A 25635-nucleotide genomic window follows, 5' to 3' on the forward strand; every position below is an offset into this window, starting at 1 on the left:
TCGGCGTCCCTGAGCAGGAGTTTTCTCACATCGGGACGCCCGCCCGGCGCCGCCCGGACCGTAGCCGCTCAGCCCAGGACGCAGCGCCGGGCCGCCCTGCTGAGCCGTTCCGCGTCCGGTCCGGCGCCGCCCGGGTGCGGAAAGCGGCGGCGGACATAGCCGAAGGCCAGCCCGGTGCGCGGGTCGGCCCAGGCCATCGAGCCGCCCGCGCCGTCGTGCCCGAACGACCCGGCGCCCAGAAACGGCAGCCCGGTCATGAAGCCGATGCCGAAGCAGCGGTGGCTGCCCAGCACCATGTCATGGCCGACCGAGTGCGGCCGGGCCAGCAGTGCGGCGGTCTCCGGGCGCAGCAGCGGGGCCCGCCCGCCGGTGCCGCTGACCGCCGCCGCGTACAGCCCGGCCAGGCCGCGCGCCGAGCCCACGCCCCCGACCGAGGCCGGGCCGCCGGCCCGTACGCACCGCTGGTTGGGCAGTTCGGCGAGCGGCGGCTGCTCGGGCCGGTGCTCGTTGCCGGCGATGCCGCCCAGGCTGTCGGGGGCGGCGGCGGTCCGCTCCGCCTCGCGGCGCTCCTCCCGGGTGAGCCGGGCGGGCAGCACCGGGGCCACCCGGTGCTCCAGTTCCTCCGGCAGGCCCAGATGGAGGTCGATACCGAACGGCGCGCGGATCTCCTCCTCGTAGAACTGCCGCATGGTCCGGCCGGTGATCCGCCGCAGCACCTCGCCGGCCAGCGCGCCGATGGTGAGGGCGTGGTAGCCGAAGCCGGAGCCGGGACGCCAGTAGGGGCGGTGCGCGGCGACCCGTTCCGCCACGATCCGGTCGTCGGACAGTTCCTCCACGGTGAAGCCGTCGTCGGTGCCGATGGCCCCGGCCCGGTGGGTCAGCAGGTCCCGGACGGTCACCGTGTCCTTGCCCGCGGCACCGAACTCCGGCCAGTAGGCGATGACCTCGCGGTCCAGTTCCAGCTCGCCGGCCTGGATCAGCAGTGCCGTCGCCAGATAGGCGGCGCCCTTGGTGCTGGAGAAGACCCCGGTCAGGGTGGACCCCTCGATGTCCGGCCCGCCCCACAGATCGACGACCTGCCGCTCCCCGGCGAAGACGGAAACCTGGGCGGCGTGTTGCGGCGTCTCGCGCAGCAGCGCGGCGAACTCCTCGCGCACCGGCTCGAAACCGTCGGCTACGGTGCCCCGTATCGTCGCGGACACCTCAGCAGTTACTTCGGACATCGGCTCCACCGACTTCCACTCGCACCACAACCGGCGCACCGGCCGTACGGAACAGCAGAATAAGCAGACCTCGGCACGCTCCCCCACACCCCGTGCCATGAAGGAGAGGGAACCCCCACATGTCCTCACCAGGTACCGTGCTGCTCACCGGCGCCGCCGGCCGCGTCGGCACCATGCTGCGCGAGCGGCTCCCCGGCTACGGCTACCGCCTCCGTCTCCTCGACCGCGTCCCGCTGCCCTCCCCCGTGCCGGGCGAGGACGCCCTGGTCGCCGATCTCCACGACACCGAGGCCCTGCGCCGGGCGGTGCGCGGGACGGACGCCGTGGTCCATCTGGCCGCGCTGCCCGCCGAAGACACCTTCGACGCCATTCTGCGCACCAATATCGTCGGCACCTACCACGTCTACGAGGCGGCCCGGGCCGAGGGCATCCTGCGGGTGGTCTACGCCTCCAGCGTGCACGCCACCGGCTTCGCCGCGGTGCCCGCCCCCGACGAGCCGCGCACCCCGGTCAGCTGCCCGCACCGGCCCGACACCTACTACGGCCTGTCCAAGTGCTTCGGCGAGGATCTGGCCCAGCTCTACTGGGACCGGGCCGGCATCGAGACGGTCTCGCTGCGCATCGGCTCCTGCGCCGACGAGCCGCCGCCGTACGAGCGTTCGCTGTCCACCTGGCTGAGCCCGGGCGACTGTGCCCGCCTGGTCCATGCCGCGCTGACCGCCCCGGAGGTCGGCCACACCGTGGTCTACGGCGCCTCGGCCAACACCCGCGGCTGGTTCGACCTGGGCCCGGCCCGCGCCCTGGGGTACGAACCGCGGGACGACGCCGAGCGGTACGCCGAGCGGATTCTCGCCGACCCGGCCGCACGTGCCACCGACCACGACCGGGCCTGGCTCGGCGGTCCCTTCACCACCGGTCCCGGGCCCTGGCCGCCGGCCGCCGGCTGACCGGCGGGGCCGGTCACCGGCGGCTGCGGGCCTTGAAGGCGGCGCGCCGGGCGGCCTTGGCGGCCTGGCGGTCGGGGTGGATGCGGCTCATGGCCTCCAGCACGTCCGGGCCGTCCGGATGATCCACCCGCCAGGCGCGGTCGAAGAAGCCGCTGTGCTGGTCCACCAGCCCCACCACCAGCTCGACCAGTTCCTCCGGCGGCTCCTCCTCGTCGGCCGGGACGATCCGGAGCTGGGCGGCCAGGGTGTCGACGGCCAGCCAGAACACGGCCTCCATGGACGGCGCCGGCACATCGTCGATGCCGCGCTCGGCCAGCCAGACCCGGGCCAGCCCGCCGAGCTCGGGATCGTCCAGCACCTCGCGGACCACCGGCTCGGCTCCGGTGCCGGTGAGGGAGAGGGCGAGCTGGCAGCCGAGCCGGCGCACCGGCCCGGCCGGGTCGTCGCCGCGCGCGGCGGCCAGCAGCTCGCGCAGCCCGTCCCCGGGCGCGCGGCGGGCGAGCCAGCCGTCGGTCTCCTCGCGCACCAGGGACTCGGAGAGCGAGGGCAGTGCGGCGAGCAGCGCGGCGGCATCGCCCCGGGCGAGATCGCCGACGGCCGGGGTGCCGATCCCGGCGGCGGCCAGCCGGCGGCGCACGGCGTGCACGCCGAGCGGGGTCAGCCGCACCTGGCCGTAGCGGGAGAGGTCCTCCTCCCCGGGCTCCCCGGGCTCACTGGGCTCCCCGGGATCGGCGTCCGGCGCGGGCGGCGGCTCCTCCTCGGTGCCGAGGGTCTCGTCCACCGGGTCGTACTCCATCAGACCGGTGGGGGTGAGCAGCAGGAACAACTCGTCCAGCCGCATCATGACGGCCGAGATGGCGTCCAGCACCTCGGTGGACGGCTCGTCCATCTCCTCCGGCATGGCCAGCGACATGGCCAGCACCGGCAGCGGGACCATGCCGCCGGCGGCCACCTCCTCGTCACCGGCGGAGAGCAGATACAGATTGCCCAGGGCGGCGTCCAGCAGGCCGCCCTCCTCCTCCGGGTCCCAGTCCACCGAGTCCAGGTCGAGGGCGCCGGTGTCGACGCTGCCGTCCTCGCCGATGACCCCGTCCAGATTGCCCAGCAGGTCCTCGAAGCCGGGCGCGGCGGCGTCGGCGAGCACGGCCTCCAGGCCGTCCTCCCACAGCCGCAGGATCTCCTCCGGGGAGCCGCCCGCCACCCGGTCCAGGCCGGGGCCGGGGCGGGCGACGGCCACGGCCGCGCCGTCCTCCGCCGCCCCCTCGCCCTCCCCCTCGCCGTCGTCCTGGCTCCCGGTCTCCACCAGGCCGGACTCGACGGCGAAGGACCAGGCGTCGGCGGCCAGGGCGGGGCCGTCGGACTCCTCGGCCAGCCCCAGCCGGAGGGTGGCGTCCTTGAGATGGCCGTCCATCAGCTCCCCGGCCACCCCGACCGGCACGCCGTCGGCGGCCCAGCGGGCCAGCCGCACGGCGCGGGCGAAGAGAGGCGCGGCCAGTGCCTCCCGTGCCAGTTCGGCCTCGGAGGGCAGCCGCACGGGCGGCATGGCGGGACGGTCCTGCACGGACATGACGGTGCGCTCCTCGCAACGGACAGCAGTCGGACAGCAGGGGTCGGCGGCACTCTTGCGCGGATCCGGCGCCTGGCGCGCCGGTTCTCCGCCGTGCTCCAGCCTAGACACGGCGGCGGGCCGTCATCTCCCGGTCACCGGATTCCCGCCACGCCGGGGCGGTCGGCGACCGCGGCACCGGCGCGCCGCCGGGGGCCGCCGCGGGCACAGCGGAAGGGGCGGGCCCGGCTGCCGCGCGGAACCCGCCCCCTTGGTGCCGGACGTTCAGTCGTTGCTGTGCAGGGCGGCGTTGAGGCCGCCCCAGGAGCCGGTGCGGGGCAGGGCCTCCACGGCGCCGGTGACGGAGTTGCGGCGGAACAGCAGATTGCCGGCGCCGGACAGCTCACGGGCCTTGACCACCTGGCCGTCCGGCAGGGACACCCGGGTGCCCGCGGTGACATACAGCCCGGCCTCCACCACGCAGTCGTCGCCCAGCGAGATCCCGATGCCGGACTGGGCGCCCAGCAGGCAGCGCTCCCCCAGGGAGATGATCTCCTTGCCGCCGCCGGAGAGGGTGCCCATGATCGAGGCGCTGCCGCCGATGTCGGTGCCGTCGCCGACCACCACGCCGGCGCTGATCCGGCCCTCCACCATGGAGGAACCGAGCGTGCCGGCGTTGAAGTTGACGAAGCCCTCGTGCATCACGGTGGTGCCGGGGGCGAGATGGGCGCCGAGCCGGACCCGGTCGGCGTCGCCGATCCGCACCCCGGTGGGGACGACGTAGTCGGTCATCCGCGGGAACTTGTCCACGCTGGTCACGGCGAGCGGCAGATTCCGGCCGGCCGTGGCGGCCAGCCGGGCCGCGGCCACCTTCTCCACCGGGACCGGGCCGTAGTTGGTCCAGGCGACATTGGCCAGCAGGCCGAACACGCCGTCCAGGCTGAGTCCGTGCGGGCGCACCAGCCGGTGGCTGAGCAGATGCAGGCGCAGATAGACGTCGTGGGCGTCCAGCGGCTTGTCGGCCAGCGAGGAGATCACGGTGCGGACCGCCACGGCCCGGACGCCCGCGATGCCGCCCGCGCTGTGCGGGCCGCCGGCGTCCGGCCCGGCGGAGCGGGCGGCCTCGCCCAGTTCCCCGGCGGCCTCCTCCAGCGGCAGCCGGGTGGTGCCGGCCGGTCCGGGGTCGGCGACGAGTCCGGGGGTCGGGTACCAGGTGTCGAGGACGGTGCCGTCCTCGGCGATGTGCGCGATGCCGGTGGCGGCCGCGCCGCCGGTCGCGGGTGTTTCGGTGGCGGTCATGCAGGCAACGCTAACCGGCCGCGGCGGGCGGTGGCGAACCGGTCCCGGAGTGCGGAAGGCCCCCGGACGGGCTGCCGGAGAGCAGCCGGGCGAGCCCGTCGCGCACCTCCTCCGGGCGGAACGGCCGGCCGGTGAGCAGATACTGCAGCATCAGGCCGTCCAGCAGGGCGATCACGGCCCGTGCGGTGTGCTCGTCCGGGACGTGCCGGCGCAGCAGCGCCACCATCTCGTCCAGGCAGCCCGCGGCCACCGGGCGGACGACGGGGTTGCGCAGCCCGGCGAAGTAAAGCTCGTACTCCAGCTCGGTGCGGCTGCGTTCGGCGGCCAGTGACCCGGCGACGAAGCGGGTGATCTCCTCGGCCGGCGGGCGGTCCGGGTCCACCGAGTCCGACCAGGCCCGGAAGCGGGCCAGCCAGCCGTCGTTGACCTCCCGCAGCGCGGCCAGCAGCAGGTCGTCCAGGCCCGCGAAGTGGTAGGTGGTGGAGCCGAGCGGCACATCGGCGGCGGCCGCCGCGGCCCGGTGGCTGAGGGCGGAGATACCGCGCTCGCGGATGACCCGGACGGCGGCCTCGGTGATCCGGCGGCGGCGGTCCGGGTCATGGCGGCGGGTGGCGGCGGCCATCAGTGCGAGCCGCCGAGGTTGAGCGCGGTGGTGCCGGCGATCACCAGCAGCAGACCGGCGATCTTGAGCGCGGTGACGCTCTCCTGGAACACGGCCACCCCGATCACCGCGATCAGGGCGGTGCCCACGCCCGCCCAGATGGCGTAGGCGATGCCCACTTCCATGGTCCGCAGGGTCTGGGCCAGCAGGGTGAAGGCCACCAGATAGCAGGCGGCGGTGGTCAGCGTGGGCCACAGCCGGGTGAAGCCGTCGCTGTACTTCATCGCGGTGGTGCCGAGGATCTCCGCCACAATGGCGCCGGCCAGGGTCAGATACATCATATGTACAAGCGTACACAACGATGCGTACGACCGTACACAACCATCGGCGGGCACAACGCGAGGGCCGGTCCGGGAGGGGATGCCTCCCGGACCGGCCCCGCCGTCCGCCGCCTGCCGGGCTCAGCCCGCCGGCGTCTTCATCAGGTCGCCCAGCAGATCCATGTTGCGCCGGGTGATCCGCCACAGCAGTTCCTGCCGGCCGTGCACATCGGCGACCGCCTCCTGGTGCGCCCGGAGCATGCCCCGCGCCCGCTCCACCAGCAGCGCCGCCAGCTCCCGCTCGTGCACCGAGATCCCCCACTCCGGGCGTTCGATGTCGGCCAGGAAGTAGCCCAGCTTGGGATGGGAGATCAGACTGATGATCGGCGTGCCACAGCCGAACGGGATCATCCCGGCGTGCCCGCGCATGCCGATCACCAGCCGGGTCCGGGCGTACTCGTCGAGGATCCGCTCCGTGGACCAGTCGTACATGGGGTCCACCGGCATGCTGATGCCGTGCTCCCGGCGCAGGTCGAACACGAACTTCTCGTCCGTCACCGCATGCGCCGCGTACCGCACCTCGGCCTCCTCCCCCAGGGTGCGGACGGCCTGCGCCATCTGGGCCAGAAAGTGCCCGTAGTCATGGCCGAAACGCAGCCCGGCGCGGTCGTAGGCGCAGTTGATCAGCACGGTGTCCGCACGCCGGGCCGGGTCCTGCCAGCCGGGCACCAGCCGGCGCAGCACCGTGGTCGGGCACGGCTGGTGGACCACCTTGTCGCGCAGCGAGGGAGGCAGCAGCTCGCGCACCCGCCGCACCGAGCCGTTGTTGCGCAGCCCGAAGAAGTCGGCCCGCTCGGCCAGCGTGCACAGGCTCTCGTTGAACCGGGTGCGGGCGTATTCCTGCCCCTCGAAGTTGTTGTAGCCGACCGCGAAGACCGCGACCGGGACCTCGATCCGGCGGATCATCTCGTCCGCCGCGTTCCACTGCCAGGCGCTGTTGCCGTTGGGCGAGGTGTCCGGAATGAACAGCCCGCCGCCGCCGATCACCAGGCCGCGCCGCTGGTTGACGCGCTCCAGCGCGGCCCGGTCGAAGAGCCGGTGCACATGCTCCGGATGCCAGGCGGCCGGGCCGTTGTCCCGGCCGAAGCAGAGCCGCACGGAGTCCGGCAGCACCTTGTCGCCGGCGTTGCCCTGGCCGTCCATGTAGAACGCCACATGGGCGAGCTGCTCGGACGGGTCCCCGGCCGGGGCAGCGGAGGAGTAGGCCCGGGGCTGCCCGGGGTCGTCACTGGCGCCCGGCACGGCGGTGCGGCGCTGGTGGATGCCGCACAGCCGGTCGGTGGGATCGCCGGCCAGGCCGCGCAGGGCGTAGCGCTGGGCGCCGGCGTCGTCCCGGACGATCCAGCGGAGCTGGGAGAGCTTGCCGAACGCCTTGGCGGCGCCGCCCGGGTCGGCGGCGGCCAGCAGCAGACGGGCCTCGGCCTCCGCATACCGGGACTCGGCCATCAGGGCGGTGCCCAGCAGATAGTTGCTGCCGTGGCGGCGGACGGGAATGCGGAAGCCGCCCAGGATCTCGGCCGCCTCCCGGAACGCGCCCTGTTCCAGGCAGGCGGCGGCGACCTGGTGGGCCACCGAGAGCACGGTGCCGTCGCGCAGCGCCTGACGGCCGTAGTGGCGCACCAGGTCGGGATGCTTGGGACCGTCCAGGGCGAAGAACCGTTCGCGGAACGCGGCATCGGTCAGCTCGTGCTCGTGCCAGGCCGCCTCGGCCTGCTCATAGCCCTTCTCACCGCCGTTCCACGGCTTGTGACGGCCGGTGAAGTGCAGGATGACGGTGTCCTCGGGCACCGGCTGGTTGCCGGACAGCCGGCGCTTGACGAAGTTGTAGCGCGGGTCGATGCGCACAAAGCCGCCGTTCAGCACGGCGTTGAGGATGCCCTGGTCGTGCTTGTCCAGCTCGTACTCGCCCGAGCGACCGGTGCGGTCGATCCGTTCGCAGAACTCGTCGGTCAGATACTCCCGCTGGATCACCAGCAGGCCGCTGTTGAGCTTGTCCTGGCCGTGGAAGAGCTGGGCCACCGCGCCCAGTCCGGAACGCATGCGCAGCAGTTCGCCGATGTCACCCAGGACCACCATGTCGGTGTCCAGGGTGATGATGGTGTCGTAGTCGCGGATGCGGAACACATCCAGGATGAAGTACGCCTTGCGCACCAGGTAGTTGTGCGGATCGCCCTTGACGAAGCCGGCGTAGGTCTCCTCGTGCACCCGGCGCAGGACGATCCGCGGGTGCAGGTTGCGGATCTTCGCCACGGAGACCGGCCGCAGATCGTCGTAGAGGACGATGAAGTCCTCGCAGACGGCCGGATTGGCCAGCGCGAGGGAGCGCAGCAGGGTGAGGAACCCGGGCAGATAGTTCTCGTCCACATAGGACGCGAAGGCCACCCGCCGCTTGAGGGGCTGCGCGGAGGTGCTGGTGGTCATCGGAGAGCGATCCTCATCTCATCGGTGTGGCGTGCGCGGTCCATGATCCAGTCGCGCTCGCGGCGGTACTCGTGGACCGCGGTGATCGGATGCTTCATGGCGTCCGGCAGGCGGTAGGCGCCGGAGGCGTAGAAGTCGAAACCGAGGAGATCGATGCGCGGGCTGACGTCCAGGAAGTCCAGCAGCCAGAGCATGTTGAAACCGCTGGTGGGGATGGCCGGCCACACCCTGGCCGGGACCTTGCCGACCTCCCGCAGCGGCCAGCGCAGGGTGCGGTCGTTGACATAGGTCTGGGCGCCCGGCACCAGGCGCCGGCGCAGCGAGGTGTTCCAGACACCCGCCTTGCCGCCGAACACCAGCCGGGTCTGCACCGGGACGTCCCAGTTGTAGCTGTGCTTGTGGATGGTGGCGTGGATGTCGGTGCGCCGGCCGGTGTTCGCGGGGTCGATGCGGAAGGAGTTGAAGCGGACCACCAGGTCGTAGGAGTCGATCTCCTCACCCATCCGGCTCTCCGCGATCTTGTTGGAGTTGGCGACCAGGCAGACCGTCTTGCCGGCGATGAGATTGCGGAAGTCGCTGATGCCGATCACCTTGGTGCCGCCGAGCAGCGGCTCGGGCGTCTCGTCCCGGCGCAGCAGCCGCCGGTGCTCGGAGTACGCCTCCAGCAGCCGCAGTTCGCGCGGGCCGGTCGTCTCCCCGCTCTCGGTCAGCAGCTCGACCAGCGTGGTGAGGCAGGTGCTGAGCTCGCCGAGCCGGCGGCCGGACCGCTCCATGGCGAGCAGGGCGGCGGTCATCAGCTCCTCGGCGCCGGCCCGGTCACCGCGCTCGCGCAGCGCCCCGGCCCGCGACCACAGCTCCGTCTCGGACTCTCCGGCGTGTTCCGCGGCCCCTGGGCCGCGCTCCTGGAGCAGGTCCAGACACTCCGTCAGCCGTTCCCGGCTCCGCCTGAGCGCACTGATCCGGGCGCCGGTGCCGAGATCGTCCACGGCGCAGATCTTGAGATAGCGCTCATGGGCGGCGATGGCCGCGCGGTCGTCGCCCTGGAGGTCGAGCACCCGGGCGCGCAGCCGCCAGGCGGCCCGGGACTCCTTGCGCACCCCGAGGAGGGTGTCGGTGATCCGCAGGGCCAGGGGCAGATACGCGTCGGTATGCAGATCGGCGGCGGCGCGCCCGGTCTGCAGCAGGGCGTCGAACAGCTCCGGATGGGTCTTGGGCCAGCCTCTGTCGTCGGCGAGGAGGGCCGCCGCGTCGGCCGGTCTGCTCAGCGCGGCCGTGTAGGCGGCGGTCAGTGTGCGGATCGCCTCGGCCAGCTTCTGCCGCTGCGGGTCCGCGCTGCCGACGAGCTGCCCGCCGGTGACCGCGCAGTCCTGAATGCGGGCCGCGAGACCGGACCCGTCCCGCACGGTGTCCTTCCGCAACCCGGCCGTGGCGCGCCGCACCGGCCTACCGATTCTGAACTGCACCCGGATTCTCCTCCCCACTCCGCCGCAGGACGGCGTATGGCGGCGTATGGTTCCGGGCAGGGTAAGCCCACCTTGTGACGTAATCCACTTCTGTGAATGTACGGGTGGTGAACGGGCTGACGCAATGGCAAAGCAAGCCGCGCCCCCCTCCGGCTCTTTCTCCAGCTTGCCGCACCCGAGGGCGGTTCAAACCGATGAGTTTCGGCCATCCCCCGGCACATGGACTCCACGTTACGAACGAAAATACGAAGGATGACGCACCCCATCGCCGCATGGCGGTCGCGTCGGCCGGGAATTCGGCGGGCGGCAATTGCCGGCCGCCCGCTCAAGGGCGCCGCTCATGCGCGCATGACAAAAAGGCCCGGCCGGGTCCCGGCCCGCGTGCGGGCGGCGGGACCCGGCTGCGGGCCGGGCGGGCGCGGGGACGCTCAGACGTTGAAGCCGAGGGCCCGGAGCTGCTCGCGCCCCTCGTCCGTGATCTTGTCCGGGCCCCACGGAGGCATCCAGACCCAGTTGATCCGCAGCTCGCTCACCAGTCCCTCGGTGGCGGTCCTGGCCTGGTCCTCGATCTCCTCGGTCAGCGGACAGGCCGCCGAGGTGAGGGTCATGTCCAGGGTGACGGCGTTGTCCTCGTCGATGTGAATGCCGTAGACCAGGCCGAGGTTGACCACGTCGATGCCCAGCTCCGGGTCGACGACGTCGTGCATGGCCTCGCGGATCTCGTCCTCCGAGGCCCGGGCGGTCTTGGCGGTGTCGGTGGTGGTCATGCGGGGTGGGGTTCCTTTCCGCCGGTGCCCAGGGCCTGGGCGGTGGCGTCCTTCCAGGCCATCCAGGACAGCAGCGCGCACTTGACCCGGGCCGGGTACTTGGAGACACCGGCGAACGCGACCGCGTCCTGAAGCAGCTCCTCCATCGCGTCGTCCGGCTCGATCCGGCCCTTGGACTGCATCAGTTCCAGGAAGGTCTCCTGGATGCGCCGGGCCTGCGGCAGCTCCTTGCCCACCAGCAGCTCGTTCAGCACCGAGGCGCTGGCCTGGCTGATGGAACAGCCCTGCCCCTCGTAGCTGACGTCCCGGACGGTCCCGCCGTCCAGACTGACCCGGAGCGTGATCTCGTCACCGCAGGTCGGGTTCACATGGTGCACTTCGGCGTCGCCGTCGCGCAGCCCGCGCCCGTGCGGGTTCTTGTAGTGATCCAGGATCACGTCCTGGTACATCGAATCCAGCTTCATGGTCATGGAGTCCATTCCCTCGCGCGCCGGTCAGCCGAAGAAGTTCCGGACGTACTCCAGCCCGTCCGCCAGGGCGTCCACCTCGGCGGGAGTGGAGTACAGATAGAACGACGCCCTGGTGGTCGCGGGAATTCCGAACCGCAGACAGACCGGGCGGGCACAGTGGTGCCCCACCCGGACCGCGATCCCCTGCTCGTCCAGGACCTGGCCGACGTCGTGCGGATGGATGTCACCGAGCGTGAAGGAGATCGCCGCGCCACGGTCCTCGGCCGTCTCCGGGCCGACGATCCGCAGCCCGGGGATGTCCCGCAGCCGGTGCAGCGCGTACTCGGTGAGGGTCTGCTCATGGGCGGCGATCCGGTCCATGCCGATGCCGCTCAGATAGTCCACTGCCGCGCCCATGCCGACCGCCTGGGCGATCGGCGGGGTGCCCGCCTCGAACTTGTGCGGCGCCGGGGCATAGGTGGAGGAGTGCATGGAGACCGTCTCGATCATCTCCCCGCCGCCCAGGAACGGCGGCAGATCCTCCAGCAGCTCCTGCCGGCCCCACAGCACGCCTATCCCGGTCGGCCCGCACATCTTGTGGCCGGTGAAGGCCACGAAGTCGGCCTGGAGCGCCTGCACGTCCAGCGCCATGTGCGGGGCCGCCTGGGAGGCGTCGATCAGCACCAGGGCGCCGACGTCCTGGGCCCGGCGCACGATGGTCTCCACCGGGTTGTGGGTGCCCAGGATGTTGGAGACCAGCACAAAGGAGACGATCTTGGTCTTCTCGGTGATGATCTCGTCGATCCGGGACAGGTCCAGCCGCCCGTCGTCGGTGATGCCGAACCACTTCAGCTTCGCGCCGGTGCGCTGGGACAGAAGCTGCCAGGGCACGATGTTGGAGTGGTGCTCCATCTCGGTGATGACGATCTCGGTGCGCTCGTCCACCCGGTAGGGCTCGTCCGCCCAGCCGAGCATGTTGGCCACCAGGTTCAGCGACTCCGAGGCGTTCTTGGTGAAGATCACCTCGTCCCGGCTGGGGGCGTTGACGAACGCGGCGACCTTGTCGCGGGCACCCTCGTAGAGCGCCGTGGCCTCCTCGGCGAGCACATGGATGCCGCGGTGCACATTGGCATTGTGCAGCTCGTAGTACTGCTGGAGTGCGTCCAGGACCTGGCGCGGCTTCTGCGAGGTCGCCGCGTTGTCCAGATACACCAGCTTCTTCCCCTCATGGAGCACTCGGTCCAGGACGGGGAAGTCCTTGCGAATCGCCTCGGTGTCGAGGAGGCCGGGCAGGTTCACTCGGCAGCGCCTCCCTTGACGTACTGCTCGTACCCCTCGGCCTCCAGCTTCTCCGCCAGCTCCGGACCGCCGGACTCGACGATCCGGCCCCTGGCGAAGACATGCACGTGGTCGGGGTTGATATAGCGCAGGATACGGGTGTAGTGGGTGATCAGCAGGGTGCCGACCTCACCGCTCCCGCGGACCCGGTTGACCCCCTCGGAGACCGTGCGCAGGGCGTCGATGTCCAGGCCGGAGTCGGTCTCGTCCAGGATCGCGATCTTCGGCCTGAGGAGTTCGAGCTGAAGGATCTCGTGGCGCTTCTTCTCACCGCCGGAGAAGCCCTCGTTCACATTGCGCTCGGCGAAGGCCGGGTCCATCTCCAGCCGCGCCATGGCCTCCTTGACCTCCTTCACCCAGGTGCGGAGCTTGGGGGCCTCGCCGCGGACGGCGGTGGCGGCGGTGCGCAGGAAGTTGGAGACGGACACGCCCGGCACCTCGACCGGGTACTGCATGGCGAGGAAGACGCCGGCCCGGGCCCGCTCGTCCACCGCCATCTCCAGCACGTCCTCCCCGTCCAGGGTGACCGTGCCGCCGGTGACCGTGTACTTGGGGTGACCCGCCAGGGAATAGGCCAGGGTGGACTTGCCGGAGCCGTTGGGCCCCATGATGGCGTGGGTCTCGCCCTGCTTCACGGTCAGGTTGACACCGCGCAGGATCTCCGCGGGACCGCCTTCGGTCTCGACGGAAACGTGCAGGTCGTTGATCTCAAGCGTTGCCATGGGGAACTAGGACTCCTGGGTGACGGAGACGAGCACAGCCGCGTCGGGGCCGTCTCCAACGATCTTGACGGGATAGGTGGGGATGGGACGGGTGGCCGGCAGGCCGGAGGGCTCGCCGGTGCGCAGATCGAACATGGAGCCGTGCAGCCAGCACTCGATCTGGCAGTCCTCGACCTCCCCCTCGGAGAGCGAGACGTTGGCGTGCGAGCAGATGTCGTACACCGCGAAGACCTCGCCCTCGGTCCGGACCACGGAGACCGGGGTCCGGCCGATCTCCACGCGCTTGGGCGTGTCCTCCTCCAGCTCCTTCAGGACACAGACCTGGACGAAGCCTTCGGCGGCGGGAACGGCGGCGGTCATGCGATCGACGCCTCCAGTTCGGCCTCCAGCTTGGCGATCAGCCGCTCCTCCACGTCCGGCACCCCGATCTGCTGGACCAGCTCGGCGAAGAAGCCGCGCACCACCAGGCGGCGGGCCTCCTCGGCCGGGATGCCCCGGGTCATCAGATAGAAGAGCTGCTCGTCCTCGAAGCGGCCGGTGGCCGAGGCGTGCCCGGCGCCGGCGATCTCGCCGGTCTCGATCTCCAGATTGGGCACCGAGTCCACCCGGGCGCCGTCGGTGAGCACCAGATTGCGGTTGAGCTCGTAGGTGTCGGTGCCGGTGGCCCGGGCGCGGATCAGCACGTCACCGATCCACACCGCGTGCGCGTCCTGGCCCTGCAGGGCGCCCTTGTAGGCCACGTTGGAGCGGCAGTTCGGGGAGTCGTGGTCGATGAACAGCCGGTGCTCGTGGTGCTGGCCGTTGTCGGTGAAGTACAGGCCGTAGAGCTCGGCCTCGCCGCCGGGGCCGGCATAGCTGACCCTGGGGTGGATCCGCACCAGGTCGCCGCCGAAGGTCACCACGATGGACTTCAGCGAGGCGTCCCGGCCGACCAGCGCGTTGTGCTGGGAGACGTGCACCGCGGTGTCGTCCCAGTCCTGCACCGAGACCACGGTGAGCTTCGCGCCGTCGCCCAGCACATACTCGACATTGGCGGCGCGCACCGTGTCGCCGGTGTGGTCCAGGATCAGGACGGCCTCGGCGAACGGCTTCAGCTCGAAGACGGTGTGCCCGAAGGTGACCCCGCCCTCGCCGTGCACGGTGAGCCGGATGGGCTCGTCCAGCACCCGCTCGGACGGCACCGTGACCACCAGGGCCTTCTCGAAGGAGGAGTACGCCTGGGCGGCCACCCGGTCCACCGGGGTGCCGGCCCGGCCCAGCCGGGCGTCCTCCCGGCCCACCGTCTCGATGATCACCTCGTCCGGCGCGGACAGATCCGCCTTCACCGAACCGTCGGCCTTCGCCGTGCCGCTGTGCAGGCCGCGCAGCCGCTCCAGCGGGGTGAACCGCCACTCCTCCTCCCGGCCGTGCGGGACCGGGAAGTCGGCCACGTCGAAGGAGGGCGGGGCGCTCATCCGGGTGGCGACGGTGGACTCGGCGGCCACCGCGACGGCGCCGCCGCCTGCGGCGCCCGCCGGACTGGGGGTCTGGGCCTTGGCCATGACTGTTGTCGTGCTCGCTTTCTGCTTCCGCGGACGGGTACGGGTGATCGTGCGCTCACTCGGGAGGGCGTGACGGTGCGCGCGCTGCGGCGCGTCAGCCGACCGCGCCCTCCATCTGGAGCTCGATCAGCCGGTTCAGCTCCAGGGCGTACTCCATCGGCAGCTCCTTGGCGATCGGCTCGACAAAGCCGCGCACGATCATCGCCATGGCCTCGTCCTCGGACAGGCCGCGCTGCATCAGGTAGAAGAGCTGGTCGTCGCTCACCTTGGACACGGTGGCCTCGTGGCCCATGGTGACGTCGTCCTCCCGCACATCCACATAGGGATAGGTGTCGGAGCGGGAGACGGTGTCCACCAGCAGGGCGTCGCACAGCACATTGGACTTGGAGCCGGCCGCGCCCTCGCCGATCTCGATCAGACCGCGGTAGGAGGTGCGGCCACCGCCCCGGGCCACCGACTTGGAGACGATGTTGGAGGAGGTGTTCGGCGCCATGTGCACCATCTTGGCGCCGGCGTCCTGGTGCTGGCCCTCGCCCGCGAAGGCGACGGACAGCGTCTCGCCCTTGGCGTGCTCGCCCATCAGGTAGACGGCCGGGTACTTCATGGTGACCTTGGAGCCGATGTTGCCGTCGACCCACTCCATGGTGGCGCCCTCGTAGGCCACGGCGCGCTTGGTCACCAGGTTGTAGACGTTGTTGGACCAGTTCTGGATGGTGGTGTAGCGGCAGCGCCCGCCCTTCTTGACGATGATCTCCACCACCGCGGAGTGCAGCGAGTCCGACTGGTAGATCGGGGCGGTGCAGCCCTCCACGTAGTGGACGTAGGCGTCCTCGTCCACGATGATCAGGGTGCGCTCGAACTGGCCCATGTTCTCGGTGTTGATCCGGAAGTAGGCCTGCAGCGGGATGTCCACGTGCACGCCCTTCGGCACGTAGATGAAGGAGCCGCCGGACCACACGGCGGTGTTCAGCGCGGCGAACTTGTTGTCACCGGGCGGGATCACCGTGCCGAAGTGCTCCTGGAAGATCTCCGGGTGCTCCTTGAGCGCCGTGTCGGTGTCCAGGAAGATGACGCCCTGCTTCTCCAGGTCCTCGCGGATCTGGTGGTAGACCACCTCGGATTCGTACTGCGCGGCGACCCCGGCGACCAGGCGCTGCTTCTCGGCCTCCGGGATGCCCAGCTTGTCGTAGGTGGCGCGGATGTCCTCCGGCAGGTCCTCCCAGGACTGGGCCTGCTTCTCGGTGGACCGCACAAAGTACTTGATGTTGTCGAAGTCGATGCCGGACAGGTCCGAGCCCCAGGTCGGCATGGGCTTCTTGCCGAACAGCTTCAGGCCCTTCAGCCGCATCCTGAGCATCCACTCGGGCTCGGCCTTCTTCGCGGAGATGTCGCGGACGACCTCCTCGGAGAGGCCGCGCCTGGCCGATGCGCCGGCGATGTCCGAGTCGGCCCAGCCGTACTCGTACCTGCCCAGGCCCTCCAGCTCGGGGTGGGCGGTCTCCGTGGGGAGCGTCATGCGGGGTTCCTCCCGGCAGTGCTTTCGGTGGTGGTCTTCGCCGCGGCGGAGCCGCGGCGATCGGGGGACGGCTTGGCATGCCCGGCCGCCGGAACGAAGGTCGTGCAGACCCCGTCCCCGTGGGCGATGGTGGCCAGACGCTGCACATGGGTGCCCAGCAGGCGCGAGAACGCCTCCGTCTCGGCCTCGCAGAGCTGCGGGAACCGCTCCGCCACATGCGCCACCGGACAGTGGTGCTGGCAGAGCTGCTCCCCGGCGGCGGCCGGGGCGGCGCGCGCCACAGCAGCGTAACCGTCCCGGGACAGGGCCCGGGCCAGCGCCTCGGTGGGCGACTCCGCGGCGCACTCGGCACCGGCCTGCTCCAGCACCGCCCGGTACCGCTCCGCCTGGGCGGCGGCCCGGGCCCGGGCGAAGGCCAGTACGGCCTGCCGGGCGCTCTCGCCGCCGCCGGCCCGGCCGGCGATCCAGCGCAGTGCCTCCACGGCCAGCTCGTCGTACGACTGGCCGAAGGAGCCGCGGCCCTCGTCGGTCAGCGCGAACACCTTGGCCGGGCGCCCCCGGCCGCGGTGACCGTGGACCCGCTTCTCCCGGGCCTCGACCACGCCCTCACCGGCCAGCGCGTCCAGATGACGGCGGACGGCCGCCTGGGTCAGGCCCAGCCGGCCGGCCAGCTCGGCGGCGGTGGACGGCCCGTGGTCCAGAATGGAGCGGGCCACCCGGCGGCGGGTGCCCTGCTGCTCCTCCGCGGACGCGGACACGCCGGCCGGGACGGCGGCCGGTGTGCCGACCGTCGTCCCGCGCGTCTGCCGTCGCCCGTCCCGCTTTTTCACAACGCCATTGTTGCGTAATTCGCGCGGCGGCAGCAAGCCGCCCCGTGACCAGCCCGAATGCCGTTCATCACGTTAGGCATGCCTAACCACGGGCGGCCCGGTCATGGCCCGGGCGGCACCGTGTTCCGCGGCAGGTCCGGCCGCGCCGGGAGTCAGGCCGGGGCCGGGCCGGTGGACTCGCGGACCACGATGCCGGTCTCCAGGATGGTCTGCGCGGCGGTCCGGCCGCCGCCCGCGTCCACCGCCTGGAGCAGCAGGTCCACCGCGGTGCGGCCCGCGGCCGGCGTGGGCATCACGATGGTGGTGAGCTTGGGCCGGTTGAGCCGGCCGGCCACCGTGTCGTCCACGCCCACCACGCTGACGTCGCCGGGCACCTCCACGCCCAGCTCGCCCAGTCCCTCGATGACGCCTATCGCGACCAGGTCGTTGTAGGCCAGCACGGCGGTGGCGCCGCTGCCCTGGACGGCTCGGGCCGCGGCCTGGCCGCCCTCCTCGGTCGGGGCGTTGGGCCCGATGGCGGTGAGGTCGATGCCGTGCCCGGCCACGGCGGCCTCCGCCGACTTGCGCATCTGCTCGCTGGTCCAGGAGCCGCGCGGGCCGCCGAGCAGGGCGAGCCGCCGGTGGCCCAGCGAGGCGAGGTGCTGCACCGCCTGGGCGGCGCCCTGGGCGACGTCCATCAGCACCGCGGACAGCCCCTTGACCTTGCGGTTGACCACCACGAAGGGCAGCTCCATGCCCAGCCGCTCGATGGCCTGGTTGGTGAGCCGGGGGGCGACCAGCACCACACCGTCGACCTGTTTGGCCAGGGTCTGTATCAGCTCTTCCTCGGCCTGCGGGTCCTCGTCGGTGTCGGCCACGAAGACGTGGTACTCCCGCTCCCGCGCGTAGGCCTGGGCGGCCTTGATCAGCGGCGGGAAGAAGGGGTTGGCGATGTCCGAGACGATCAGCCCGAGGTTGTGGGTGCGCCCGGTGGTCAGCGCGCGGGCCGCCCGGTTGGGCCGGTAGCCCAGCTCGCCCGCGATGGCCAGCACCCGCTCGCGGGTGTCCGCGCTCACCAGGTGCGGCGCGGAAAAGGTACGGGAGACGGTCGAGACATGGACCCCGCTGGCCCGTGCCACATCACGGATGGTCACCGCCACTGTGCCGTCCCCCCAAGGTCGTTCCCTGCGCCGCGCGGCCCCGTCCCGGCCGCGCAGGTGTCGCTCACCGGTCTCCCGCCGGGGCGCCGGCGGTGAAACGGTAGACGGTGGTCGAGGAGTACGCCTCCCCGGGACGCAGCACGGTGGAGGGGAACTCCGGGCGGTTCGGGGAGTCCGGGAAGTGCTCGGTCTCCAGGCACAGGCCGGTGCCCCGGCCGTACACCGCGTCCGTGAGCATATTGCCGGAGTAGAACTGCACCCCGGGCTCGGTGGTCAGCACCTCCATGGCCCGGCCGGAGCCCGGCTCGGTGACCCGCGCCACCGGGCGCAGCGGGCCGGCCGGCTCGTCGAAGACCCAGCAGTGGTCGTAGCCGCCGGCGGTCTTCAGCTGCGGATGGCCGTCGTCCAGCCGGTCGCCGATCCGCCGCGGGGCGGTGAAGTCGAAGGGGGTGCCGGCCACCGGCGCGAGTTCGCCGGTGGGGATCAGCCGGTCGTCCACCGGCAGGTAGCGCGAGGCCCGCAGGGTGACCTCGTGGTCGTGCACGGTGCCGGGGCCGCCGGTGGGCCCGGGGCCGGCGCCCGCCAGGTTGAAGTAGGAGTGGTTGGTCAGGTTGACATGGGTGGGGGCGTCGGTGACGGCGCGGTAGTCGATGCGCAGTGACCACTCGCCCTCCGGCCCCTCCCCGGTGCCGGCCACCGTGTAGGTGACGGTGGCGTCCAGGGTGCCGGGGTAGCCGGCCTCGCCGTCCGCGCTGCGGTAGGCCAGGCTGATCCGGTCGCCGGCGGTACCGGCCGGCCGCCAGACGCGCTTGTCGAAGCCCTCCGGCCCGCCGTGCAGGCTGTTGCTGCCGTTGTTGCGCGGCAGCTCGTACGCCCGGCCCTCCAGGGTGAAGCGGCCGTCGGCGATGCGGTTGCCGTACCTGCCCACCACCGCGCCGAAGAACCGGCTGCGGGTGAGATAGCCGTCCATGGTGTCCAGTCCCAGCACCACGTTCCCCGGCCGTCCCCGGGAGTCCGGAACGTCGAGGGACTGGACCACGCATCCGTAGGTGAGCACCGAGGCACGGATCCCCGGAGCGCTCAGAACATGGCGCTCAACTGGGGTTCCATCCGCGGTGCGGCCGAAGTGTTCGCTCACACTGCCCCACCCTAGCTTGCAATCGGTTGTAATCAATAGTCGCTGGAAGTCTTGACGTTTCGGCGTAGTTAAGCCACGGTTCTGCAACCGCTTGTTGCGTTGATGGGAGATCCAGAAGCCATGAGGGTGCTCGTTACGGGCAGCGCGGGTCGTATGGGCCGCAGCGTTGTCACCGCACTGGCCTCGTCCGGCCATGAGGTGATCGGGATTGACATCAGTCCCGGTGACCCGGCCGACGGCGCCTGTGCCTCGGTGCTCGCCGCGGACGTGACCGACCTCGGGGAGTCCTTCGAAGTCATGAGCCGCTACCGCCCGGAGGCGGTGGTGCACCTCGCGGCTGTCGCCACCCCCTTCGGCCGGACGGACGGGCTCACCTACCGGGTGAACACCCAGGCTGCCTTCAATGTATGCGAGGCAGCGGTGCACACGGGAGTGCGCCGGGTCATCGTGGCCAGCAGCCCGACCGTGATCGGCTACGGGGCCCCGGACGGTTCCTGGACCCCCAGCTACCTTCCGCTGGACGAGGACCACCCGGTGCGGCCCTGGAACGCCTACAGTCTCTCCAAGCTCGCCGCCGAGCAGACCATGCGCACCTTCACCGCCGCGGCCGGTGACACGGTCCGCTTCGCCGCGGTGCGCCCCTGCTTCGTGATCCCGCCCGAGGAATGGCAGGGCGCGCCCACCCAGACCGGCCACTCGCTCACCGAACGGCTCGACGACCCGTCGATCGCGGGCGCCTCGCTCTTCAACTACCTGGACGCCCGGGACGGCGGCGAGATGGTGGACACCCTGCTGGCCGCCCTGCCGGAGATCCCCAACGGCGAGGTGTTCTTCGCCGGCGCCGCCGACGCGCTGGCCCGGGCCCCGCTCGCCGGGCTGCTGCCGCGCTTCCATCCCACCACCGAGCAGGCCGCCGCCGTGCTCACCGGCACCGCGCCCGCGTTCTCCAGCGCCAAGGCGGAGCGGCTGCTCGGCTGGCGCGCCAAGCGGAGCTGGCGCACCGAACTGCCGGACGCCGCCGCCGCGCCCGCCGCCGACAGCACCGCGAGCACCGGCGGCCGGCTCGCCGAAATGTCCCGACGGACCCGTTCCTGAGCTGAGGGGAAACGAAACGCCATGCAACTCTCGGGAGTGCTGTTCTTCCCGGTCACGCCGTTCGACGGCACCGGCCGGGTGGACACCGGCGCACTGGCCGAGCATCTGGCCGCCGGTCTGGCGCACGGCCCCGGCGGGGTCTTCGCCGCCTGCGGCACCGGCGAACTGACCTCGCTGTCCGCCGAGGAGCAGGCCACCGTGGTGCGCACCGCGGTCAAGGAGACGGCCGGCCGGGTTCCGGTGCTGGCCGGCGCCGGCGGCCCGCTGGGCGCCGCCCTGGCCCACGCCCGGCAGGCCGCCGAGGCGGGCGCGGACGGCATTCTGCTGCTGCCGCCCTACCTCGCCGCCGGCCCCCGCCGGGGCCTGCACGACTATGTCGCCGCGGTGGCCGCCGTGGGCCTGCCGGTGATCCTCTACCAGCGCGGTCCGCTGGTGCTGGAGCCGGACCAGGTCGTCGCGCTCGGCCGGATCCCCGGGGTCACCGGGCTCAAGGACGGGCTCGGCGACATCGACCGGATGCAGCGCATCGTGCTGGCCGCCCGCGCCCGCCTGGGCGAGGACTTCACCTTCTTCAACGGCCTGCCCACCGCCGAGCTGACCCAGCCCGCCTACCGGGCCCTGGGCGTGCGGCTGTACTCCTCGGCGGTCTTCTGCTTCGCCCCCGAGATCGCCGCCGCCTTCCACCGGGCGCTGGACGAGGAGGCCGGCACCGCCGACCCGCAGCTGGCCGGGAAGCTGCTCACCGACTTCTACGCCCCCCTGGTGGAGCTGCGCAACAAGGTGCCCGGCTATGCGGTCTCCCTGGTCAAGGCCGGGGTGCGGCTGCGCGGCCAGGACGCCGGTCCGGTCCGTCCGCCGCTGGTCGAGCCGGACGCCGCCGACCTGGCCGAGCTGTCCCGGCTGATCGACACCGGGCTGGCCCTGGTGAGGGCCGCGGCATGACCTATCCCCTGATCAGCGAGGTGACGGCCCGGGCGTACCGGGTACCGCTGCCGCGCCCGTGGGGGCCGGAGGTGCCCGCCAACCACGTCATCGTCTGCCGGGTCACGCTGGCCGACGGACGCACCGGCACCGGCTTCACCTGGACCCCGCAGATCGGCGCCGGCGCGGTGCACGCGCTGCTCACCCAGGACTGCCGGGACGCGGTGCTGGGCCGGCCGGCCCACCCCGAGACGGTGTGGGACGAGCTGTGGGCCCATCTGCACGAGGCGGGCTCCTCCGGCATCACCACCATGGCCATGACCGCGATCGACACTGCGCTGTGGGACCTGCGGGCGGCCGGTGCCGGGCACAGCCTGGCCGAGGAGCTGGGGCTGCGCCGGGAGACGGCCGAGGTCTACGGCAGCGGGGTCAATCTCCACTACTCCCTGGAGCAGCTCACCGAGCAGGCCCGGCGCTGGAAGGCGCGCGGTCACCGGGCCGTCAAGGTCAAGGTGGGCCACCCGGAGGTGGCGGTGGACGTGGCCCGGATCGCCGCCGTGCGGGAGGCCGTCGGCCCGGATGTGGCGCTGATGGTGGACGCCAACCAGCGCTGGGACCTGCTCCGTGCCCGGGAGGCGATCGAGGCGCTGCGCCCGTTCGGCCTGCGCTGGGTGGAGGAGCCGCTGCGCGCCGACGACCTCGCCGGGCATGTCCGGCTGCGCCGGGAGACCGGGGTGCCGGTCGCGGTCGGCGAGAATCTGCGCACCGTGCACGCCTTCCGGGACTGGCTGACGGCCGGCGGCTGCGACGTGGTGCAGCCCAATGTGGCCCGGGTCGGCGGCATCACCCCGTTCCGGCGGATCGCCGAGCTGGCCGCGCTGTGGTCGGTGCCGGTCTGGCCGCATCTGCTGCCGGAGGTCTCCGGCCAGCTCGCCTGCGCGCTGCCGCTGCCGGCCATGGTCGAGGACGTGGAGGACGCCTCCTTCGCCGCGCTCGGCCTGCTGGCCGGGGAGGCGCCGGTGACCGTGCGCGGCCCGGTGTTGCGGCTGAACCGGGTGCCCGGTCTGGGCCTGCGCTTCGACCCCGCCCGGCTGGCGGAGCTCGCGGCCGACGGCCATGCCGGCCCGCGCCCGCCCGTCGGCGAACCGGAGGCGGTCCGATGACCGCCGCGAACGCCGCTAACGCCGCGACCGCCGGCGGCCCGGCCGCCGGGCCGCTGCGCGTGGTGCTGGCCGGGGCGCACGGCTTCGGGCGCACCTACCTGCCGGTGCTGCGCGAGCTGGCCGCCGAGGGCCGGGCCGAGCTGGCCGGGATCTGCGATCTCAACCCGGTGCCCGCGGAACTGCTGGCCGGCCTCGGCACCCCGCGCCAGGCCGCCGGACTGGCCGGGCTGGTCAGGGACACCGCCGCGGACATCGCCGTGATCGCCACCCCGCTGCACACCCATGCGGAGCTGGCCCGGGCGGCCATGGCGGCCGGGGCCCACCTCCAGCTGGAGAAGCCGCCGGTGGCCTCGCTGGCCCAGTTCGAGGAGGTGCTGGCCGCCGCCGGGCAGCACCGCCGGGTGTGCCAGGTCGGCTTCCAGTCCCTGGGCTCGCAGGCGCCGCGGGCGGTGCGCGAGCTGGTCGCGGACGGCGCGATCGGCCGGCCGCGCGGCATCGGGGTGGCCGGGGCCTGGTCCCGGGACACCGCCTACTACGGCCGGGCCCGCTGGGCCGGAATGCGCCGCCTGGACGGCACCGACGTGGTGGACGGCGCGCTCACCAACCCGTTCGCGCACGCCGTGGCCACCGCCCTGGCACTGGACGGCGGCGAGATCACCGGCCTGGAGCTGGAGCTGTTCCACGCCTTCGACATCGAGGCCGACGACACCTCCTGCATGCGGGTCCGCACCCGCGGCGGGCTGCTGGACGGCGCCCCGCTGGTGGTGGCCGTCACCCTGGCCGCGCCCGAGCAGCAGCCGCCGGTGATCACCGTGCACGGCGAGCGCGGCCGGATCATCCTGCACTACACCCTGGACCGGGTGACGGTGGAGCGCCCCGGCGAGCCCCCGCACACCACCACCCATCCGCGCACCGTGCTGCTGCGCAATCTGGTCGGCCACCTGGCCGCCGCGCGGACCGGGGCCGCAGCTCCGCCGCTGCTGGTGCCGCTGGCCGCCACCCGGCCCTTCATGCAGGTGCTGGAGGCGGTGCGGACCGCCCCCGACCCCGCCCCGCTCCGCGCCGAGGACCTGCCGGGCGACAACGGCGCCCGGCGCCGGGTGGTCCCCGGCGTCACCGGACTCGTCCGCGCCGCCGCCGAGACCCTCTCGCTCTTCTCCGAGCTTCCGCAGTTCTCCGGACTTTCCGGGAGGCCCGCATGACCGATACCCAGGTGCGCCCGCCCGTCGCGGGGGCACAGAAACGCCCGCCCGAGCCCCGCCCCGGGGCGGTCCGGGCCGACAAGGCGCGCAAGAAGCGCCGGCGCAAGGAGGCGCTGACCGCCCATCTCTTCCTGGCACCCTGGTTCATCGGGCTGCTGTGCATCACCGCCGGGCCCCTGCTCGCCTCGCTGTACCTCTCCTTCACCGACTACAGCCCCATCGGCGGGGCGCACTGGATCGGGCTGGAGAACTACACGCGGATGACGGACGACCCGCGGTTCGTCAAGGCCCTGACCAACACCGCGATCTACGTCTTCGTCTCGGTCCCGCTCCAGCTGGCCTTCGCGCTGGCGCTGGCCATGGTCCTGGACCGCGGGGTGCGGGGCCTGGCGATCTACCGCTCGGTCTACTACCTGCCCTCGCTGCTGGGCAGCAGCGTGGCCATCGCCATCCTGTGGCGGAAGATGTTCGGCGACGACGGCCTGTTCAACGACTTCCTGGGCATCTTCGGGGTCGAGGGCCAGAGCTGGATCGCGGACCCGGACACCGCGCTGGGCACGCTGATCGTGCTGAACGTCTGGACCTTCGGCTCCCCCATGGTCATCTTCCTGGCCGGTCTGCGGCAGATACCGCCGAGCTATTACGAGGCGGCCAGCATCGACGGCGCCGGCAAGGTGCGGCAGTTCTTCTCCATCACGCTGCCGCTGCTCACCCCGATCATCTTCTTCAACCTCGTCCTCCAGCTGATCAACGCCTTCCAGTCCTTCACCCAGGCGTTTGTGATCAGCGGCGGAAACGGCAGCCCGGCGGATTCCACGCTGTTCTACACGATGTACGTGTACAACAAGGGATTTACCTCCTTCGAAATGGGCTATGCGTCGGCGATGGCCTGGGTTCTGGTCCTGATCATCGCCACCCTCACCGCGGTGAACTTCCTCATGTCGAAGTATTGGGTGTTCTACAGTGACAAATAACCGGGCAATCACGAAAAGCGCCCGCGGGGGCGGCCGGGACACCGGGCTGAACGACACCCTGCTGGCCAGGACACTGCTCGCGGTCCGCGGCAACAAGCTCCTCACCCACGCCGGCCTGATCCTGTTCGGCCTGGCCATGCTCTACCCGCTGCTGTGGATGATCTCCAGCTCCGTCAAGCCGGAGGAGCTCATCTTCCGGGAGCCGGGGCTCATACCCTCCAGCGTCACCGGCGAGAACTACGGTGACGGCTGGGACGCGCTGCGCCACCCGTTCAGCCACTACTTCTTCAACTCGGCGGTCATCACCCTCGGCGCGGTGGTCGGCAATCTGCTGGCCTGCTCGCTGGCGGCCTATGCCTTCGCCCGGCTGGAGTTCCCGCTGAAGCGGATGTGGTTCGCGATCATGCTGGGCACCATCATGCTGCCGCTGCACGTGGTGATCGTGCCGCAGTACATCCTGTTCTCCGAGCTGGACTGGATCAACACGTTCTATCCGCTCATCGTGCCCAAATTCCTCGCCACGGATGCATTCTTCATCTTCCTGATGGTGCAGTTCATCCGTACCCTGCCGAGGGATCTGGACGAGGCTGCCACCATCGACGGCGCCGGGCACTGGCGCATCTTCAGCCGGATCATCATTCCGCTGTCGATGCCCGCGCTGGCCACCACGGCCATCTTCACGTTCATCTGGACCTGGAACGACTTCCTGAGCCAGTTGATCTTCCTCACCAACCCGGATATGCACACCGTGCCGGTTGCACTCCGCACCTTCCTGGACTCCAGCGGACAATCCTCCTGGGGACCGATGTTCGCCATGTCGGTGCTCTCCCTGGGGCCGATTTTCGGATTCTTCCTGGCAGGCCAGAAGTACCTGGTCCGCGGTATCGCCACCTCGGGCCTGAAGTGATCCCTGTTCCCTCTCTCTTGACCCGACCTTCCTTCTCACCGAATTCAAAGGAG

The 25635-nt window shown here is 71.8% G+C and carries 24 protein-coding genes; 7 read left to right on the forward strand and 17 right to left on the reverse strand.

Features of this window, described 5'->3' with window-relative positions:
- Positions 1-68: 68 nt before the first annotated feature.
- Positions 69-1202 carry a serine hydrolase domain-containing protein gene (locus BM242_RS13150; protein ID WP_217652472.1) on the reverse strand — a complete coding sequence of 378 codons (1134 nt, stop codon included), beginning with the start codon at positions 1200-1202 and terminating at the stop codon, positions 69-71.
- A 140-nt stretch (positions 1203-1342) separates the two neighbouring features.
- On the opposite strand from BM242_RS13150, the gene BM242_RS13155 reads away from it, so the two are divergent.
- Complete coding sequence (locus BM242_RS13155; protein ID WP_093838991.1) at positions 1343-2170, forward strand: NAD-dependent epimerase/dehydratase family protein; 828 nt, start codon at positions 1343-1345, stop codon at positions 2168-2170.
- A 13-nt stretch (positions 2171-2183) separates the two neighbouring features.
- On the opposite strand, the gene BM242_RS13160 is transcribed toward BM242_RS13155, so the two are convergent.
- From BM242_RS13160 to BM242_RS13235, 16 genes are all read right to left on the reverse strand, one after another.
- Entirely contained in the window at positions 2184-3737 is a 1554-nt protein-coding gene (locus BM242_RS13160) for a hypothetical protein (RefSeq protein WP_093838992.1), read from the reverse strand.
- 264 nt (positions 3738-4001) lie between these two features.
- Positions 4002-5015, reverse strand: coding sequence for a 2,3,4,5-tetrahydropyridine-2,6-dicarboxylate N-succinyltransferase (gene dapD / locus BM242_RS13165; protein ID WP_093838993.1), 1014 nt, complete (start codon positions 5013-5015; stop codon positions 4002-4004).
- Positions 5016-5025: 10 nt separating this feature from the next.
- Positions 5026-5637, reverse strand: a complete 612-nt coding sequence (locus BM242_RS13170) for a TetR/AcrR family transcriptional regulator (RefSeq protein WP_093838994.1) — start codon at positions 5635-5637, stop codon at positions 5026-5028.
- Positions 5637-5957 (reverse strand): DMT family transporter, encoded by a 321-nt coding sequence (locus tag BM242_RS13175; protein ID WP_093838995.1) that lies wholly within the window; start codon positions 5955-5957, stop codon positions 5637-5639. Before BM242_RS13175 ends, BM242_RS13170 begins: the two co-directional genes overlap by 1 nt.
- Before the next feature lie 120 nt (positions 5958-6077).
- Positions 6078-8417, reverse strand: coding sequence for a glycosyltransferase (locus BM242_RS13180; RefSeq protein WP_093838996.1), 2340 nt, complete (start codon positions 8415-8417; stop codon positions 6078-6080).
- On the reverse strand, positions 8414-9880 hold the full coding sequence (locus tag BM242_RS30170; protein WP_245834031.1) for a glycosyltransferase family 29 protein: 1467 nt from the start codon (positions 9878-9880) through the stop codon (positions 8414-8416). The genes BM242_RS13180 and BM242_RS30170 overlap by 4 nt, the downstream gene beginning before the upstream one ends.
- Positions 9881-10308: 428 nt before the next feature.
- Complete coding sequence (locus tag BM242_RS13190) at positions 10309-10647, reverse strand: metal-sulfur cluster assembly factor (RefSeq protein ID WP_093838998.1); 339 nt, start codon at positions 10645-10647, stop codon at positions 10309-10311.
- Positions 10644-11111 carry a Fe-S cluster assembly sulfur transfer protein SufU gene (gene sufU, locus BM242_RS13195; protein WP_093839118.1) on the reverse strand — a complete coding sequence of 156 codons (468 nt, stop codon included), beginning with the start codon at positions 11109-11111 and terminating at the stop codon, positions 10644-10646. Before sufU ends, BM242_RS13190 begins: the two co-directional genes overlap by 4 nt.
- Positions 11112-11141: 30 nt before the next feature.
- The gene (locus BM242_RS13200) at positions 11142-12395 is read right to left on the reverse strand and encodes a cysteine desulfurase (RefSeq protein WP_093838999.1); all 1254 of its coding nucleotides are present in this window, start codon (positions 12393-12395) and stop codon (positions 11142-11144) included.
- Positions 12392-13156, reverse strand: a complete 765-nt coding sequence (gene sufC, locus BM242_RS13205) for a Fe-S cluster assembly ATPase SufC (RefSeq protein ID WP_093839000.1) — start codon at positions 13154-13156, stop codon at positions 12392-12394. The genes BM242_RS13200 and sufC overlap by 4 nt, the downstream gene beginning before the upstream one ends.
- Positions 13157-13162: 6 nt before the next feature.
- A complete protein-coding gene (locus BM242_RS13210) occupies positions 13163-13516 on the reverse strand; it encodes a non-heme iron oxygenase ferredoxin subunit (protein WP_093839001.1) in 354 nt (117 codons plus the stop codon).
- Positions 13513-14697, reverse strand: coding sequence for a Fe-S cluster assembly protein SufD (gene sufD / locus BM242_RS13215; protein ID WP_093839002.1), 1185 nt, complete (start codon positions 14695-14697; stop codon positions 13513-13515). Before sufD ends, BM242_RS13210 begins: the two co-directional genes overlap by 4 nt.
- Before the next feature lie 94 nt (positions 14698-14791).
- Positions 14792-16213, reverse strand: coding sequence for a Fe-S cluster assembly protein SufB (gene sufB / locus BM242_RS13220; protein WP_093839003.1), 1422 nt, complete (start codon positions 16211-16213; stop codon positions 14792-14794).
- Complete coding sequence (locus BM242_RS13225; RefSeq protein ID WP_245834032.1) at positions 16210-16971, reverse strand: helix-turn-helix transcriptional regulator; 762 nt, start codon at positions 16969-16971, stop codon at positions 16210-16212. The genes sufB and BM242_RS13225 overlap by 4 nt, the downstream gene beginning before the upstream one ends.
- A 224-nt stretch (positions 16972-17195) precedes the next feature.
- A complete protein-coding gene (locus tag BM242_RS13230; RefSeq protein ID WP_245834033.1) occupies positions 17196-18161 on the reverse strand; it encodes a LacI family DNA-binding transcriptional regulator in 966 nt (321 codons plus the stop codon).
- A gap of 85 nt (positions 18162-18246) precedes the next feature.
- A complete protein-coding gene (locus BM242_RS13235; protein ID WP_093839006.1) occupies positions 18247-19515 on the reverse strand; it encodes an aldose epimerase family protein in 1269 nt (422 codons plus the stop codon).
- On the opposite strand from BM242_RS13235, the gene BM242_RS13240 reads away from it, so the two are divergent.
- From BM242_RS13240 to BM242_RS13265, 6 genes are read left to right on the forward strand one after another with little or no spacing between them, the layout of a single operon-like run.
- The gene (locus BM242_RS13240; protein WP_093839119.1) at positions 19441-20415 is read left to right on the forward strand and encodes an NAD-dependent epimerase/dehydratase family protein; all 975 of its coding nucleotides are present in this window, start codon (positions 19441-19443) and stop codon (positions 20413-20415) included. The genes BM242_RS13235 and BM242_RS13240 overlap by 75 nt on opposite strands.
- Positions 20416-20436: 21 nt before the next feature.
- Positions 20437-21357, forward strand: coding sequence for a 5-dehydro-4-deoxyglucarate dehydratase (locus BM242_RS13245; RefSeq protein ID WP_093839007.1), 921 nt, complete (start codon positions 20437-20439; stop codon positions 21355-21357).
- On the forward strand, positions 21354-22499 hold the full coding sequence (locus BM242_RS13250; protein WP_093839008.1) for a mandelate racemase/muconate lactonizing enzyme family protein: 1146 nt from the start codon (positions 21354-21356) through the stop codon (positions 22497-22499). The genes BM242_RS13245 and BM242_RS13250 overlap by 4 nt, the downstream gene beginning before the upstream one ends.
- Complete coding sequence (locus BM242_RS13255) at positions 22496-23701, forward strand: Gfo/Idh/MocA family protein (protein ID WP_093839009.1); 1206 nt, start codon at positions 22496-22498, stop codon at positions 23699-23701. The genes BM242_RS13250 and BM242_RS13255 overlap by 4 nt, the downstream gene beginning before the upstream one ends.
- On the forward strand, positions 23698-24675 hold the full coding sequence (locus BM242_RS13260) for a carbohydrate ABC transporter permease (RefSeq protein WP_093839010.1): 978 nt from the start codon (positions 23698-23700) through the stop codon (positions 24673-24675). Before BM242_RS13255 ends, BM242_RS13260 begins: the two co-directional genes overlap by 4 nt.
- A complete protein-coding gene (locus tag BM242_RS13265; protein WP_245834036.1) occupies positions 24665-25582 on the forward strand; it encodes a carbohydrate ABC transporter permease in 918 nt (305 codons plus the stop codon). Before BM242_RS13260 ends, BM242_RS13265 begins: the two co-directional genes overlap by 11 nt.
- The last annotated feature ends 53 nt before the right edge of the window (positions 25583-25635 follow it).

The sequence above is a fragment of the Streptomyces aidingensis genome, from assembly GCF_900112355.1.
Lineage (GTDB): Bacteria > Actinomycetota > Actinomycetes > Streptomycetales > Streptomycetaceae > Streptomyces > Streptomyces aidingensis.

What these genes read in the sequence shown, in the direction of transcription:
- BM242_RS13155 (WP_093838991.1), top strand. Translation starts at nt 1,343, where the DNA reads ATGTCCTCACCAGGTACCGTGCTGCTCACCGGCGCCGCCGGCCGCGTC.
- BM242_RS13160 (WP_093838992.1), bottom strand. Translation starts at nt 3,737, where the DNA reads ATGTCCGTGCAGGACCGTCCCGCCATGCCGCCCGTGCGGCTGCCCTCC.
- dapD (WP_093838993.1), bottom strand. Translation starts at nt 5,015, where the DNA reads ATGACCGCCACCGAAACACCCGCGACCGGCGGCGCGGCCGCCACCGGC.
- BM242_RS13170 (WP_093838994.1), bottom strand. Translation starts at nt 5,637, where the DNA reads ATGGCCGCCGCCACCCGCCGCCATGACCCGGACCGCCGCCGCCGGATC.
- BM242_RS13175 (WP_093838995.1), bottom strand. Translation starts at nt 5,957, where the DNA reads ATGATGTATCTGACCCTGGCCGGCGCCATTGTGGCGGAGATCCTCGGC.
- BM242_RS13180 (WP_093838996.1), bottom strand. Translation starts at nt 8,417, where the DNA reads ATGACCACCAGCACCTCCGCGCAGCCCCTCAAGCGGCGGGTGGCCTTC.
- BM242_RS13190 (WP_093838998.1), bottom strand. Translation starts at nt 10,647, where the DNA reads ATGACCACCACCGACACCGCCAAGACCGCCCGGGCCTCGGAGGACGAG.
- sufU (WP_093839118.1), bottom strand. Translation starts at nt 11,111, where the DNA reads ATGAAGCTGGATTCGATGTACCAGGACGTGATCCTGGATCACTACAAG.
- sufC (WP_093839000.1), bottom strand. Translation starts at nt 13,156, where the DNA reads ATGGCAACGCTTGAGATCAACGACCTGCACGTTTCCGTCGAGACCGAA.
- BM242_RS13210 (WP_093839001.1), bottom strand. Translation starts at nt 13,516, where the DNA reads ATGACCGCCGCCGTTCCCGCCGCCGAAGGCTTCGTCCAGGTCTGTGTC.
- sufD (WP_093839002.1), bottom strand. Translation starts at nt 14,697, where the DNA reads ATGGCCAAGGCCCAGACCCCCAGTCCGGCGGGCGCCGCAGGCGGCGGC.
- sufB (WP_093839003.1), bottom strand. Translation starts at nt 16,213, where the DNA reads ATGACGCTCCCCACGGAGACCGCCCACCCCGAGCTGGAGGGCCTGGGC.
- BM242_RS13240 (WP_093839119.1), top strand. Translation starts at nt 19,441, where the DNA reads ATGAGGGTGCTCGTTACGGGCAGCGCGGGTCGTATGGGCCGCAGCGTT.
- BM242_RS13235 (WP_093839006.1), bottom strand. Translation starts at nt 19,515, where the DNA reads ATGGCCGGACGAGGCCAGTGCGGTGACAACGCTGCGGCCCATACGACC.
- BM242_RS13245 (WP_093839007.1), top strand. Translation starts at nt 20,437, where the DNA reads ATGCAACTCTCGGGAGTGCTGTTCTTCCCGGTCACGCCGTTCGACGGC.
- BM242_RS13250 (WP_093839008.1), top strand. Translation starts at nt 21,354, where the DNA reads ATGACCTATCCCCTGATCAGCGAGGTGACGGCCCGGGCGTACCGGGTA.
- BM242_RS13255 (WP_093839009.1), top strand. Translation starts at nt 22,496, where the DNA reads ATGACCGCCGCGAACGCCGCTAACGCCGCGACCGCCGGCGGCCCGGCC.
- BM242_RS13260 (WP_093839010.1), top strand. Translation starts at nt 23,698, where the DNA reads ATGACCGATACCCAGGTGCGCCCGCCCGTCGCGGGGGCACAGAAACGC.